The organism is Salidesulfovibrio onnuriiensis, assembly GCF_008001235.1.
Lineage (GTDB): Bacteria > Desulfobacterota > Desulfovibrionia > Desulfovibrionales > Desulfovibrionaceae > Pseudodesulfovibrio > Pseudodesulfovibrio onnuriiensis.
Genome location: NZ_CP040751.1, coordinates 2,175,260 through 2,189,108 on the forward strand (window position 1 = coordinate 2,175,260; position 13,849 = coordinate 2,189,108).

A 13,849-nucleotide genomic window follows, 5' to 3' on the forward strand; every position below is an offset into this window, starting at 1 on the left:
GTGGATACATCTCAGGGGCACAGCCGTGCGGCGGGTTATTGTTGTGGGGAGCCGGCGATCGGGCGTCCTATGAAGACGATTGCCTCATCGCTGCTGTTAAAATGGTTTTTCGTCTTGTCGCTTGCCCTGTAGCGCTTGCGGTCTGCGCTGATAAATATGACGCCTGTGCCTATCCCCGTGGGGTGGCGCTTGTGTTTCGTGTTGATCGTGATGGATTCAACGGCAACGGAGCCGTGGGCGCTGCAATCCCGATGGTAGGTCCCGTCCTCGCATCTTTCAAGGGTATCGGTGCCCCCTGCCGTCCAGGAATGGTAGTTGTTACCTTCATAGTCGGACTCATTGTTGTCATTTCTGTTTTGCTTTCGGCTGTCATGCATGTGCCTGGATGTCGTCGAGTCGGCTATTCTGATACCATATTGCCAGTTTCCGGGAATCTCGCCGTCCAGTCCATTGCAAGCGGGATCGTCGTCCTTGCAGTTCGAGCTCCGGAAAGGTTCGCCATGTGCGAACATGATATGCCCGGTATTTCCCGAGATTGCGTGAACGGTTCTACCGTCCGGGCATACCCGATTTTTCTTCCCGATATGGCCGGGATGTTTATACACGATCACATCGCCGGGTTTGATGTCCCGAACATTCTTGACTTGCCCCCAGCGTACGCAACCCGTCATCAGGTCCCTCATGGTCGCTGCAGGGTGAGCGGCATCCACTTGCGGGGCGCTGCTGATGACATCCGCAAAGTCGGCGGCAAGCGGCCTGCCCTGACATGAGTACTGGCTTGGGCTGGCGTCTGCATAGAGGGTCTCTGCCAGTCCCTGAATGACGTAATAGCCCACAAATCCGGAGCAATCCAAAAACAGGTTGTAGCTGGATTGTGGACTCGCGATTTCCGTATAATCGGGAGTTATGCTGAAGTTGTTGCCTTTGTTGTGCGAGTAGCCTGTGTTTTCAACATGGGAAAGGATTTCGTCCACTTTCATGTGAAAGCGGGAATGCACTGTCTGGTCCGGGTCGTACGGCGGCGAATCCGGGACAACTTTACCGCACGTGCCGGTGGCGTATTTTTCCAGGTCATATTGTTGAAGCACGCACCTTTCTCCCCCACAAGCCGTGTCGCATTTTTCAATTTCGCAGACAAAGAGTTTGGTCCTGTCAGAGGCGACTTTTTGGGTTACTTTGCCGCCCTCGGCAAGGCACTTCTTTTTGCCTTTTACAAGTGCAGGATCGTTTAGAGGCATATTGTCGGGAGCCGTCATTGAGCTCGAGTCCTGAGCGATGGCAGGGGCGCAGGGGAGCGTGAGACAGCAAACAATTATCAGGGTGAAAAAGCGGATGCTTGTCATTTTCAAATTCCTTTTATGGAGTGGCTAGAGCAGATATGGCGTGGAAAATCAAATTCAATGGAGGGCTGGTGGATTGAAAAAAGAAAATGGATTCAAGCTATCAGCCTGAATCCATTGATTTTTGTCTGGGGCGTTCGTGGGCCGCGGCCTTGTTGGGATTAGCGCAGTCTGTCCGTGACCTCTTCGATATCCTGTTTGCGTACCTGGTCCAGCGGCATGGTGCGCGGTGGATCATTGGCGAAGTCGATCTTTCCGAGGTCCACCATGCGTACGCGGCGGTTGAACATGGTGTGGTAGTAGATGATCTTGTTTTTTGTGTCGTTGAGCACCGTGTATTGCGTGCCTGCCGGTTGATCTGTGTTCGTGGTTCCGGTGGCCCCTTCGGACTGGGTGGCCGGGAGGTCGAAGCTGTCTAGAATGCGGAAGGCCTCCTGGACCGTGTCCTCGCCGCCTTTTGTGGCGCGCGCTGTCTGCACAAAGGCTGCGGCGCGGACAAAGCGCGAGGGCGAGGTGAAGTCGCCAGGCAGGCCGAGCATGCCGGAACCGCCCGCCAGAGGCGTGATTTCCATGTCGCCCCATTTCGTTTTGGCAAAGGGCGTATTGGAAAGATAACCGAAGTTACGCAGGTTGGTCAGGTGCCAGTCGAATGTGGGGTTGTTGGCGATAACGCCCACGGGGTTTTCGAAGAAAGTGGCCTTGCCTTCCTTGAATTCGATGACAATGGCCCGGCCTCCCGGTTCGGTGATCATTGCGTGCAGGGGGAAGGGAACGCCAAGGGCGGGGTCGATCACCGGGACCACGCGAATCTTGCCGACGCCCTTCCTGACTTCGTCCACGGTGGCGAACCGGGACAGGATATAAGCGAGCAGCTCACTGGGAGCCATGGAAATGGCTGCCTTGGCCGGATCATACCCAGCGTATTCGGCGAACCCTTGGTGAAAAAACATGCCTCCGGCCAGTCCGGCCTCGTTCATTCCGGTGTTGATGACCCTGTTGAGGAGCAATACGCCCGCGAATCCGTATTTCGATTTCCAGGCGATGCCTTTGCCTCCACCCGGAACGGTGGATTGAAACGGGGTATTGCGGGGGTAAGTCGCAATTCGTGGCTTGAGGTCGAACTTGCCCCATTCCTGTGTGCGTCCGAAGACCACGGTTCCGTCAGCGCCCGCAAGCTTCAGGCCCGTGCACGCCGACGCGGGGGCCGGGCCGAGCAGGCCGAGCAGGCAGAGGATGAGCGGGGTCAAGATCCAGCGGCGGTGATGAAGCATTGTCCCTCCCTTGTTTGCGGCTCAGGGTACAGTCAAAGGAGGGGTGGAGCAATGCCAAAAGCTTTTATTTTCGTTAGGTCGGCTGTCCAACTGGGGGCATTACACCTCTACCGGCGATGGTTAGTTCTCCCATTGGGTTTGAAGTTTAAGCAAGTCTCATTGAATATTGGGTTTTAGCCAATTGAATCAGTCTGATGGATTCAATTTAATACAAGTATGATACATTTGGTTTAATTTTTCAGTGTATCCAATTGTACCAAGGATAACGTGAGCGTTTTTATAAGAGCAAAATCAACATACCCATGTGTAACAAGAAAAGGCCCGCACAATGCGGGCCTTTTCTGCCTGTGGGAACCGAGGAACTACTTGTTTGCGGATGCCGCAAAAGTGATCTCGGTTTTGGATGCCCCGGCATCTTTTGCTAGGAGGGTATCGCTTTGGAGCTTTTGGGAAAGCCAAGCGTCCAGGGCATCCAGAAGTTGTTTTTCTTCAATGCTTCCGCCAAAGCCGATTTCGGCAAGAACTGGGGTGTTGTTTCCTTTTACTGTCCAGATCTGCAATTCCACCTTCATGCCCTTGTGGTCGCCGCTGCTCACGGTGCCTTTGTATTTTTCCATGCGCATGACATGGGTTTTCAGAAGCGGTTGCCCGCTTTCCCTCAGGGCCTGCGTGAGAGAATATATTTCACTCCCTGAAGATCTCAGAAGGTTGAAGGTTTCTTCCGGGGTCATGGTGCTAACATTATGCTTACCGACAGGGATTTTGGTGTTCAGCGAATAGGAATAAGCCTCGTTGCCGAAAAAGGCGTCTATCTCTCCTTCTGCAGCCTTGTTCATGCGATCAAGGGTCTTCATGTCAGTGCTGCGGGATTTTAGAGTGATTTTTGATTTTTCAGGGGTCTCAAGGTCAAAGCGTACGCGTAGGATCTTGTTATGGGCTTTGAGCAAGCGGTCCACAGTGTCGATATAGAATCCCTCTTTCAACGAAGGAGTGTTTTCCCAGTCAATGAATGCCGTTTTTTCCAGAAAAGTACTGGAGATCTGATCGCCGGACTTAGCTAAGGAATTTTCCGGGATAAGCTGGTAATGATATTCGATGCCTTTCATATCCTCTAAGCTGGGCCGATTGTCGTCAGCTGCTCCAACAACTGCGGACAGTGCCACCAGCAGGATCAAAATCCCCAGTGGAATGTGAGCCCGAATGTTTGCCATGTCGCTACCTTCCTTGTTGTAATCATTCCAACAGGGTGATTGGCTTGATCAGGGCTAACCCTGTCTGGAGAGTTGGTAGAGTTTGTCGATTATTGGGTCTTGGTCGTTTTTGTGAAACGCATGCGCCAGTTGCCAGCGGTGTTTGAAAACCTGCCCCGAGAGTGTCTTTAGAAGTGTTGTTTCGCTGGGACTAAATGAAGGGCTGCCGCTGGTAAGCTTGATGAGTTGGATGGTCACGGTTAGTTCTTCCAGCCGTGTGGTGTTCATGATGGTGTCTAGGGCGTCATCGTCAAGTTGTATACAATCCTCCAAAGCGTTTTTGAATTTTTGCGCATTTGGATATGTTCTGCCCTCGAGGTCCTTCAGCGGTGCTGTGTCCATTTTTTCGGCGAGTTGTTCCATTGCAGTGGGTGTCAGCGCATACTGTACTGGTGTGTAGGTTTGCTGCATGAAGACGTTTTGAAGGAAGAAAAGCGAGAAGAAGCATACCACGGCTGCAATGACTGGAGTGATCGCCCAACTGCTGCAGATGGCGCCGACGGTGCGCCAGCGGATGGAGCGTCCGCCTTTGAGGAGGCCGATGCCGATGACTGCGCCTACGATTGCTTGAGAGCTTGAAACCGGCACCAGAGGAATGGCTGGCAACCCCATGGACACGAACGAGTTGCTTAACCCTTGGGAAGAGAAAATGGTTAGGACCAGCGAGTGGGAAACAACAACGATGAAGGCGGCGACTGGGGAAAGTTTCATGATACCGCCTCCGCCCACGGTCATGATGACCTTCTTCGAATAGGTGAACACGCCCACGGCGATAGCCAAACCTCCTAGAAAAAAGAGCTGCTGCGCCGCCGAGAGTGTGAACAGGTTGAAGAAGTGGATATCGGAGAAGTTGGAGATAGGTACGAACACTCCCATGACTGTGGATATATTGTTTGCCCCGAGAGCATACGCGCCAAAGATTCCGGCTAGCAGCAGGCCTATGCGCGTCAGGTAGTCCTGTGTGAGCATGTGCGGCTTTCTCCACTGGATGCATGAGCGGCAGAGTATGTACAGGAACATGGAAAATACTGCCGACAGGATAGGACAGAACACCCAGGTGGATAGGATTTTTGTGAGCGCCGTATAGTCGATTAGCGACCCGGAAAACAGGTTCCAACCCACAATGGAGCCGACAATGGTTTGTGAGGTAGAAACCGGATAACTGGCCTTGGTCATAAGAAACATGTTTACGGCCGAAGACAGGGCGACCATGAAGGCTCCTGCCAAGGCGTTTATGGAGCCTAGTTTACCAAGGGTATGGGTCGCACCTGCTCCGCTGATTACAGAGCCGAGGATAACGAACACACTGCACCATATTGCGGCGGTGTGGAATCGGATCATGCGGGTGCCTACTGCCGTTCCGAATACGTTGGACATATTGTTGGCACCGAGAGCCCAGCCCAGAAAAAGACCGCTTGAAAAGAAAATAGACATAGGTGGAGCCTTTTATAGCGAACGTTTTATGACGTAGATGGCCAACTTGTCCGCAACGTCTTCCGCCTTGTTTGCAATCTTGTCCACGCTACGGGCCAGATCACAGAGTTGCATCTTGTGGCTGAGTCGCAGATCCTCCCGATTGAATATGGATCTCTGCAGCCTCGTGACGATCTTGTCGCATTCGGTTTCCCAGTAGGAAACTTTATGCATGTGGTTGCTTATAGATGAAGTGTCTTTGAAAAAGGATCGGGCTGAACAGACGATGGCTTCTGCTGTCTCCACCACCGCTTCCGAGAGTTCTATGAAATCAGTATGGAATTCATTTGGAATTTCTGGAGTCTCGATATCAAACCGCCAGAGGACACCTTTGAATCCTCCCAGGAGGTAGTCCATGTTTTCAAGTAGTTCGAGGACATCTCCTCGGGAGTCGGGAATGATGGTTTTCGTATAAAGCTGCATTTCGATGTTGCGACACAGCGTATCCCCCCTGTGTTCCTTTTCCGTGATCGCAGCAAGTTTGTTATCCAAATTGCTTCTGTTGTGGGTCAAATAAGCCTTGAGCCCTTCTCTGAAAGTCAGTGCAGCTTCACTCACCAGACTAAGAAAGTCGTCGATCTGTTTTTCTATTTTGATGCTCGATCTGAGGATGTTGATTCCCATTGCAGCGTTCCTGAAATATGTTTGGGCTGAAGTTTTGGGCAAAAGCGCCCTGCGCCGGAGCCTTTCGGCTCCGGCAGGATTAGGGGCAGTGGGTTTTCCCCCGGATGTGACGGTCTCGATTATGGAGCCCGGTATGACGGCTGGGCCGCCACACCGGGGAGGGCATTACCAGAGCTTACTGTCGAATCCCATAAGCGGCATGACATATTGGACCCATGGAATCAGGCACAATAGCACGACGGTCTGCATAACTATGCCATACTTGAATGACTCGAAGCTGGAGTAATGATTTGCAAGGTAGCAAATAGTCGCCGGTTTGCTGTTAAAGTACAGGACGTACACTTGGTTGATGAGGAAAGCCATTGGCAGGCCAAACCCAAGGACGTTCCACCCAAAGTTTTCCGCGATGCCGATGATGATAGGGAAGAAGATAATGGTGCGCGCCGTTTTGCTCTGGTTCAGGATTGACGAATAGTTGAAGAGTACGGCGATCACAAGGAATATGAGCAGCTTGTTGGGGTCACCGTTGAGGCCTATGGCATCAAATAGATTGTTGATGCCGATACCGACGATGTTGGTTTTCTTAATGCCACCGCCGAGCACATATGCGCCGAAGCTGAAGAGCAGCAAGTGCCAAGGAATATCGGTATTGTTCCAGTTGATGACACCGATTTTGGGGAGCTTGGAAAAGGAGGGCATGAGGCAGAGCGCCGCACCGGCCAGGGCGATGGCCGTGGCGCTCATGCCATGTAGCTTGTCTGTGGCCCAGAAACCGAGAACCAGCAGGAAGATTGTAGCGGCCTTGATTTCATTGAGGGTAATGGGCCCCATTTTTTCAAGCTCTTTGCGCAGCCTGTCCAGGCCGCCTTCGATGGACGGTTCGTTTTCCCTGCCCTTGATCGGGAATATCAGCTTGACGCCGAGTATCCAGCCAAGAGCCAGGACGATAAAGGCCAGAGGAGCCAAGGCCATGAACCAGTCCATGTAGAAGATTTGTGCGCCTGCGCCAGCCAGCATGCTAGCAGCAACGAGGTTTGCCGCGGATCCTGTTACGTATGCGCTGCACGATACGTTGATGCCGAGGAGGTTCTGCAGAACTAGGTTGCGGCCAAAGTTGTTTCGGCAGTCGCCGCCTGTAGCCCCGTAAATGGCGCTGATGACCATGAAAATGGGCAGCAGGAGTGCAGCTTTTGCTGCTGTGGCGTTAATAAATGCCCCGAGTACCAGGTTTAGGATCAGGAATGTCCAGAAGATTGGTGTTGCATGGTGCCCTGCCCTCATGATGAATTTCAGTGCGATGCGTTTTGCCAGCCCCGTGGCAACGAGCATGCTGGCCAGAATGAAGCTGGCCACGTTGAGGATCATTACCGGGTGCCCGAAGTAGGCGTAGGCTGTTTTTTCGTTCAATATGCCTGTTAGGACAACGGCAATGATGAGCAAAAGCGAGGTGAGGTAGTTGGGGATGGCCTCGGAAATCCAAAGGATGAGAGAGGCCCCGAAGATTCCGAGCATCGTGTAGCAGTGCTCTGCAGGCACCTTGGTTTGTGACGCAAAGGAACCGACTTCGACAAGTTGGAAGTGGAAGATGCAAAAAAAGAGCACGGCAAGGGGCACGCCGAATCTCTTGATCATTTCCATGATCGGACCTGCCGGTAATGTGGGCAGTTTTTCCAGAGAATAGTTCCGCATGTCGAGCGGATCAAAGGAATCGCATTTAAGGGCCGGATTTTTATCTATCGGGGTATTCATTTTTCTCTCCATCCACCGGCAACGGTCGGGGAAACATGGTTCCCCCGACCGGGTATCTTACACCATGCCGATGACGCTTTTGGCTGCTACAAGGTAGTTTCTGTTTTCAAAAGAACCAATTTCGAGAGCTTCGATGGCCTTGGTCATGCCTTCGTAATCTTCACTCTCGCAGCATGCGGTTTCGAGGACGGCGCCGTTGAATTCAATGATGCCGTATTCGCAGATGATTCCGTCGACAGAAAAGCCAAAACGTTTCTTGTAAATCGAAACAGCCGCCAAGCCCGGGTGTTCTTCGACAATGGCGATGAAATCGTCGAGCGTATATTCGTCTTTGACGAGATTTACCTCGGCTTTCATGTTCTCCAGGATGGTGGCTACTTCTTCACGCTTGACCGGGAATTGGAATTTTCCACGAGGCTGGAAAATTTCGTAGCCGTTTTCGGTTTCGCCTACTTTGGTTTTGATGTCGAGCAGGCCGTCACGTACTTTTACATTGGCTTCATTGGTTGCGGTGGAAAGGAAGTAGGTTTCGCGACTCTCGCGTTTTTTGAAAAGCTTGGCCTGTGCTTTCCACATGGATTCTTCGACGATATCCAAAATGCCCTGGCCAAACACACGGAATTCTGCGCGAGGAATAATCTTAGCTGCGTCCTCTGCAGAGGTTGCTTCATTTGCGGCAAATACATCTTTCATTCTTGTCTCCTGAAGATCAGCAGCCTGGCTACCAGGTGGTGTAGGGGGTTTTTACGAGGTTGGAGTTGAAGTAGCGCGGGTCACCCGTGACCTCTTCTCCTACCCAGGACGGTTTTTCGAACTGCTGGTCTTCGCTTTCCAGTTCGATTTCGGCCACGACCAGCCCTGCGTTCACACCAAAGAATTCATCCACTTCCCAGATGAATCCTTCGAATTTTATTTTGTAACGGGCCTTTTCGATGATGGGTTTCTCGGCGAGGTCATCAAGCATCTCGGTGCATTCCGCGTGGGGAATTTCATATTCGTATTCCACTCGGGTAGCGCCAGTTGTGATACCCTTGATAGTCAGAAAACCCTTGTCGTCGATAGTGCGGACGCGCACCGTGCGTTCTTTGACACTGTTCAGGTAGCCCTGACGGTAGTGGGTGCCCTTTGCCAGTGCTTTCCACTCTTCTCCCACCAGGAGGAATTTACGTTCGATTTCTTTTCCCATGATGTCTCCAAATGAATCTGTTTTGCTGGACGTATTCGCCCCAGCATTGATGTTGTTTTTATTTTTGGTTGCTGATAAAAACAAATGATAAAAAAACATCGTAGGTATAATTAAAAATTATGAATGAGACATCGCTAAGGGTATTCGCAGCCATATGTGATACTGGCAGCTTTACGAAAGCTGCCAATGAAATGTTCATAACTCAGCCCGCTGTGAGCAGGCATATCCAGGCGCTGGAGCACCATTACGGCGTGGAGTTGTTTGAACGTCAGGGGCGAACCGTATCCTTGACAGCCAATGGCGAGATATTGCGGGCGAAAACCAGAGAGCTTTTTTCGCTTCACGATGAGCTGGAAGGCCTTTTTGACGATATTGTTGAGCTCCGGCGGGGAAGGATAACAATTGCGGCTTCAGCGACCATGGCTTCTTACCTATTGCCGGATGCGATTATCTCATTTCGGCAGCTCTATCCGGGTATTCAAATAGAAATGCTCGCAGGCAATACCCATGAAGTGAACCGTCTCGTTGAAGAAGGGTTGGCTGATATGGGGTTTGCAGGGAGTGCGGGTATGGACCGCCGCCGGTTGAGTAAAACCATCGTACATAAAGATCCATTGGTGATGGTTGCCGCGGCAAAGGATACATTATGCGGTCAGGATAATTTACGGCCTCATGACATGGTCGATCATACATTTGTTTGGCGCGAAAAGGGTACTCAGACGAGATTGTATGCGCGTAGCCTGTTCAAAAATACGAAAATGAACGAAAGTGGGATGATGGTTGGCAGGATTGAGACGGCAAAAAAATTTGCCGCAAGGTCTGGATACATAACTGCTTTGCCGGAAATAACCGTGAAACAGGAAATAAGTGATGGTATACTTGCTAGACTGAATGTTGTGGGCTTTAAATACACGGTCCATTTTGATGTGGTTATCAATGCTGCACGTCGTCCAAGTATGGCGGCACAGTCCTTTTTACAACATTTATCGAAACGTAATGAATTGTCACACGCCTGCGGGCTGAAAAAAATGTTGGAGCTTTATGATTAAAATTTTTGTAATGGCAGAGATAAAGAAGGATTTTCTTAATTAATTGAAATTGTTTAATAAAATTTATTAACCACTGCTTTCTCTTAAACTTTTTATCGCTGATCGGTACCTTTGACTATCTTTGACTACTTTTCATTACGCGTACTCAGTGGAGCAAAATTGGAGCAAGTTTCAGTCTGTCGTGGTCGGAAATGGAGAGGCAAGTCAGGTATGAAAAGGCCCGCTTGAGGCGGGCCTAATTGTTATTGAATGTGGACGTTACCGTTCCCTCAACGCCTCGCTCTTATACCTCAAGATCGGCGTGAGGATGTACTCGATGAGCCTGCGGTCGCCGACGTTGACGTCCACCTGGCAGGACATACCCGGGATGAGTTTCACTTTCTTGGCTCCCACGTTGATGGTGTCGCGTTCCATCTCGATGAGGCAGCGGTAGACCGGGCCGTACTGCTCGTCCAGGATCACGTCGTGGGCTATCTTGCTGATGGTGCCCGGGATGGAGCCGTATTTGGTGAATTCGAAGGTGTCGAATTTGACTTCCACATGCTGGCCGGGCTGCACGAAGCCTATATCCCGGTTGAGGATCTTGGCTTCCACCTCCAGGGGGCTGTCCTCGGGGACGATGCGCATGAGTTGCGCGGCAGCCTCGACCACGCCTTCCTTGGTGTGTACGGCCAGATCAAGCACGGTGCCGTCGATGGGCGCTTCCAGTGTTTGCAGGTCCATGCGGCGCTGGGCGGATTTAAACTGCTGTTCCGTGGTCACGAGCTGCTGCTCGCAGTCGCCCAGTTCAGTCAGGATGGTGTGGCGGTACTGTTCGGCCGAGGATCTGCGCTGTTCAATGGCATAGCCCAATTCCGCCTCAATGCGCCGCAGGGACTGGGTGAGCACGTCCAGGGATTTGCGGCGATCTTCCCATTCCTCTTCCACTTCCTCCAGACCGGATTTTGAGACGGCGTCGTCGGCAAAGAGCTGTTCCAGGCGCTCCATGCGCTGGCGCGAGAACCGGAGCATGGCAGTGGCCTTGTCCAGTTCGGCCTGCACTTCCTTCAGCTCGGCCTCCTTTTGGGCGATGCCCTGGTCCAGGGTGGCCATGTCCGCGCAGTGCGATTCGAACTGGGCCTCCATGATCCGCTTCTCCGTCTCGATCAGCCGGGCAGGCACCCCCTCCGGAGCCACGTAAGGCAACATCAGGTCGTCGTCGGAATCGGCCAGGGCCGCGAGCCGGGCGTGCTGGGCCTTGAGTTTGTTGAGCTGGTTTTCCAGGTCCCGCACATCACCTTCGGCCTCTGTCTGGTCAAAGACGATAAGCGGCTGGCCTGCCTTGACGGATTGCCCCTCACGCACCAGCACTTCCCTGATGATGCACAGTTCCGGGGCCTGAATGAGCTGAACGCGGCTGGACGGCACGGTTTTGCCCATGGACGGGGAGATGATTTCCACCTCCGAGAAACAGGCCCAGACCATGAACACGAGAAAGAAGGCCATGATGGATGCCGGAAGCAGCCATGCAATGGTCGGCAGAGGCGCATGCAGGACCGCATCAATGCCCGAAAGGTATTCCGCCTCCTTGGGACGGTAGCGGTTCTTGTAGCATTCGATGCCGTCGCAGACGGTTTCCTGGGCCTTCTGGTACTTCCCGGAAACATGGCCGGTCAGGATGGCCAGTTTCTCTTTAATGGTATGGATATTCATTACGCTTCACCTCCGTCGTGGATGGCGTGAAGCTGGGCAAAGCGCCCGTTGGCCTGCAGCAGGGCCCGGGGGCTGCCCTGTTCCACGATGCGGCCGTTCTCCACGGTGAAGATGCGGCTTGCTATACGTACGGTGGAGAGCCTGTGGGCGATGATGAACACGGTCCGGCCCTGGCAGATGGCCTGCATGTTTCGCTGTACGATCTGCTCGGATTCGTAATCCAGGGCGCTGGTGGCCTCGTCGAAGATGAGGATGCGCGGGTTGTTCACCAGGGCCCGGGCAATGGCGATGCGCTGGCGCTGCCCGGCGGAAAGCGTTGCGCCGCGTTCACCCACCACGGTGTCGTATGCCTCGGGCAGGGCGCGGACAAAGTCGTCGGCACCGGCGAGCTGCGCGGCCTTTTCCACCTGCGCGATGCTCAGGCTCGGATTGCTCAGCGCGATGTTGTCGCGGATGGAGCGGTTGAAGAGCACGCTTTCCTGGGGAACCACGCCGATCTGGCGGCGCAGCCAGGTCGGGTCGATCTGGGCGATGTTGATGCCGTCCACCAGGATGCGGCCTTGCTGGGGAGAGTAGAGGCGCTGGATGAGCCGCACGATGGTGCTTTTGCCCGAGCCGGACGATCCGATGAGCCCGATGATTTCGCCGGGCTGTACCTCAAAGTTGACCTCTTCCAGGGCGTTGGGTGCGTCCGGGCCGTATTTGAAGGTAATGTTCTGGAACTCCACCCTGCCCTTGATGGCGGGTAGGTTTTGGGCGTTGCCCCTGGACGGTTCGGGCTGGGCGTTGAGGATATCGCCCACGCGCTTGGTGGAGACCTTGGCCTGCTGGATATGCTGGAAGAGCTGGGCGATGCGCATGGCTGGGGAGAGTACGCGGCCCACCATCATGTTGAAGGCGATGAGTCCGCCGGGCGTCAGCTGGCCCGCGATGACCAGCTTTGCGCCGATCCACAGGGAGATGGCCACCACCAGCTTGTTGAGCATGCCCGAGAGCATGGAGATGATGTTGGAAAGGTTTTCGGATTCGCGGGAATGCTTGGTGTGCTCCACCACCTGTTCTTCCCATTGGCGCTGCATCTGCGGTTCCACGGCCATGGATTTCAGGGTTTCCATGCCGGTGATCATTTCCACCAGGAAGGACTGGTTGTCCGCGTTGGAATTGAATTTCTTCTGCAGGCGTCCCTTGAGCACCGGGGCCAGCAGCCCGTAAAGCAGCAGCAGGGCGGCGATGGAGATGACCACAACCAGGGTCAGCAGCGGGCTGAACCAGTACATGACTGCCAGGAACAGTCCCGCGAACAGGAAGTCGGTCATGGCGGTGAGCGCCGGGCCGGTCAGGAAGTTGCGGATGGTTTCCAGCTCCCGGGTGCGGGCCACGGTGTCGCCGGTTTTGCGCGAAGTGTAGAAGCTGAGCGGCAGGTGGGTCATATGCTTGAACAGCCGGGCCACCAGCTCCACATCGATGCGGTTGGTCATGTGTCGGAACATGTAGCTGCGGAAGGAGCCGATGATGAAATCGAAGATGGTGATTATGATCAGTCCTATGACCAGCACGTCCAGGGTGGACATGCCGCCGGTGCTAAGCACCTTGTCGATGATGACCATGGTGAAGAGCGGGGTGATCATGGCGAAGATCTGCACGAAGAAGGACGCGGCCATGACCTGGCTGAGTACGCTGCGCTGGCGGAGCAGGCCCGGGATGAACCACTTGAAGCCGAATGCGTCCTCGGTGACCTTCTTGCCGTCGGCCCGGGCCAGCAGCACTGCCTGGCCGGTCCAGATCTCTTCCAGCTCCTCGCGGGAAAGTAGCTTGGAGCCTTTTTCCTGCGGGTCGCGGATGAGTAGTTTGTCGCCCTCGGCCTTGGCGGCCAGGATGAAGCCGTCGTCCTTGAGGCCCAGGATCACCGGGAAGCGCAGCTTGAGAAGCCGGTCCCAGTTGGTTTCCTGCCGTGCGCCCTTGCCGCCGTGTTCTTCGGCGGCGCGGATGATGTCGCTTATCTTGAATTGATGATAGATGCCGGTTTTCCTGCGGATGTCCTGGACATCGGCAGGGAGTTCGAGCAGGTGCAATGCCAGGGCGACACAAGCCAGGCCGGTGTCCACCGTCGGCTGCTCCTGCCCGTCAGCCGCCTGTGCGGCTGCGTGCGTTTCAATACCCATCTTCCCTCTCCCCAGATTTCAGATGTAGTTGTACGGTCCACCCCTTCTTGGGC

General features: G+C 53.8%; 11 protein-coding genes. 1 reads left to right on the top strand and 10 read right to left on the bottom strand.

From position 1 onward, the window contains the following. Positions 1–35: 35 nt before the first annotated feature. The 8 genes from FGL65_RS09745 to FGL65_RS09780 all read right to left on the bottom strand — a co-directional run bounded on the left by FGL65_RS09745 (position 36) and on the right by FGL65_RS09780 (position 8,893). Positions 36–1,343: a hypothetical protein gene (locus FGL65_RS09745; RefSeq protein ID WP_147821022.1), complete on the bottom strand. Its 1,308-nt coding sequence runs from the start codon at positions 1,341–1,343 to the stop codon at positions 36–38. A gap of 158 nt (positions 1,344–1,501) precedes the next feature. Further along, complete coding sequence (locus tag FGL65_RS09750) at positions 1,502–2,611, bottom strand: linear amide C-N hydrolase (RefSeq protein ID WP_147821023.1); 1,110 nt, start codon at positions 2,609–2,611, stop codon at positions 1,502–1,504. 362 nt (positions 2,612–2,973) lie between these two features. Then, a complete protein-coding gene (locus FGL65_RS09755) occupies positions 2,974–3,822 on the bottom strand; it encodes a hypothetical protein (RefSeq protein ID WP_147821024.1) in 849 nt (282 codons plus the stop codon). A 54-nt stretch (positions 3,823–3,876) separates the two neighbouring features. Next, positions 3,877–5,295, bottom strand: coding sequence for an inorganic phosphate transporter (locus tag FGL65_RS09760; protein WP_147821025.1), 1,419 nt, complete (start codon positions 5,293–5,295; stop codon positions 3,877–3,879). A gap of 12 nt (positions 5,296–5,307) precedes the next feature. Then, positions 5,308–5,958: a DUF47 domain-containing protein gene (locus tag FGL65_RS09765; RefSeq protein WP_147821026.1), complete on the bottom strand. Its 651-nt coding sequence runs from the start codon at positions 5,956–5,958 to the stop codon at positions 5,308–5,310. Between the two features lie 165 nt (positions 5,959–6,123). Continuing rightward, positions 6,124–7,707, bottom strand: coding sequence for an SLC13 family permease (locus tag FGL65_RS09770; RefSeq protein WP_147821027.1), 1,584 nt, complete (start codon positions 7,705–7,707; stop codon positions 6,124–6,126). A gap of 57 nt (positions 7,708–7,764) precedes the next feature. Then, positions 7,765–8,400: a hypothetical protein gene (locus tag FGL65_RS09775; protein ID WP_147821028.1), complete on the bottom strand. Its 636-nt coding sequence runs from the start codon at positions 8,398–8,400 to the stop codon at positions 7,765–7,767. A 28-nt stretch (positions 8,401–8,428) separates the two neighbouring features. Continuing rightward, positions 8,429–8,893 carry a CYTH domain-containing protein gene (locus FGL65_RS09780; RefSeq protein ID WP_147821029.1) on the bottom strand — a complete coding sequence of 155 codons (465 nt, stop codon included), beginning with the start codon at positions 8,891–8,893 and terminating at the stop codon, positions 8,429–8,431. 119 nt (positions 8,894–9,012) lie between these two features. Here FGL65_RS09780 and FGL65_RS09785 point away from each other — a divergent pair, with 119 nt between their 5' ends. Beyond that, a complete protein-coding gene (locus FGL65_RS09785) occupies positions 9,013–9,942 on the top strand; it encodes a LysR family transcriptional regulator (RefSeq protein WP_147821030.1) in 930 nt (309 codons plus the stop codon). A 258-nt stretch (positions 9,943–10,200) separates the two neighbouring features. Here the strand turns inward: FGL65_RS09785 and FGL65_RS09790 are convergent, their stop codons facing one another. Then, a complete protein-coding gene (locus FGL65_RS09790) occupies positions 10,201–11,634 on the bottom strand; it encodes an HlyD family type I secretion periplasmic adaptor subunit (RefSeq protein WP_147821031.1) in 1,434 nt (477 codons plus the stop codon). Further along, positions 11,634–13,796, bottom strand: a complete 2,163-nt coding sequence (locus FGL65_RS09795) for a peptidase domain-containing ABC transporter (protein ID WP_147821032.1) — start codon at positions 13,794–13,796, stop codon at positions 11,634–11,636. The genes FGL65_RS09790 and FGL65_RS09795 overlap by 1 nt, the downstream gene beginning before the upstream one ends. Positions 13,797–13,849 lie beyond the last annotated feature (53 nt).

Coding starts and splice junctions, on each gene's coding strand:
- FGL65_RS09780 (WP_147821029.1), bottom strand. CDS start 8,893: ATGGGAAAAGAAATCGAACGTAAATTCCTCCTGGTGGGAGAAGAGTGG.
- FGL65_RS09765 (WP_147821026.1), bottom strand. CDS start 5,958: ATGGGAATCAACATCCTCAGATCGAGCATCAAAATAGAAAAACAGATC.
- FGL65_RS09760 (WP_147821025.1), bottom strand. CDS start 5,295: ATGTCTATTTTCTTTTCAAGCGGTCTTTTTCTGGGCTGGGCTCTCGGT.
- FGL65_RS09795 (WP_147821032.1), bottom strand. CDS start 13,796: ATGGGTATTGAAACGCACGCAGCCGCACAGGCGGCTGACGGGCAGGAG.
- FGL65_RS09755 (WP_147821024.1), bottom strand. CDS start 3,822: ATGGCAAACATTCGGGCTCACATTCCACTGGGGATTTTGATCCTGCTG.
- FGL65_RS09790 (WP_147821031.1), bottom strand. CDS start 11,634: ATGAATATCCATACCATTAAAGAGAAACTGGCCATCCTGACCGGCCAT.
- FGL65_RS09785 (WP_147821030.1), top strand. CDS start 9,013: ATGAATGAGACATCGCTAAGGGTATTCGCAGCCATATGTGATACTGGC.
- FGL65_RS09745 (WP_147821022.1), bottom strand. CDS start 1,343: ATGACAAGCATCCGCTTTTTCACCCTGATAATTGTTTGCTGTCTCACG.
- FGL65_RS09750 (WP_147821023.1), bottom strand. CDS start 2,611: ATGCTTCATCACCGCCGCTGGATCTTGACCCCGCTCATCCTCTGCCTG.
- FGL65_RS09775 (WP_147821028.1), bottom strand. CDS start 8,400: ATGAAAGATGTATTTGCCGCAAATGAAGCAACCTCTGCAGAGGACGCA.
- FGL65_RS09770 (WP_147821027.1), bottom strand. CDS start 7,707: ATGAATACCCCGATAGATAAAAATCCGGCCCTTAAATGCGATTCCTTT.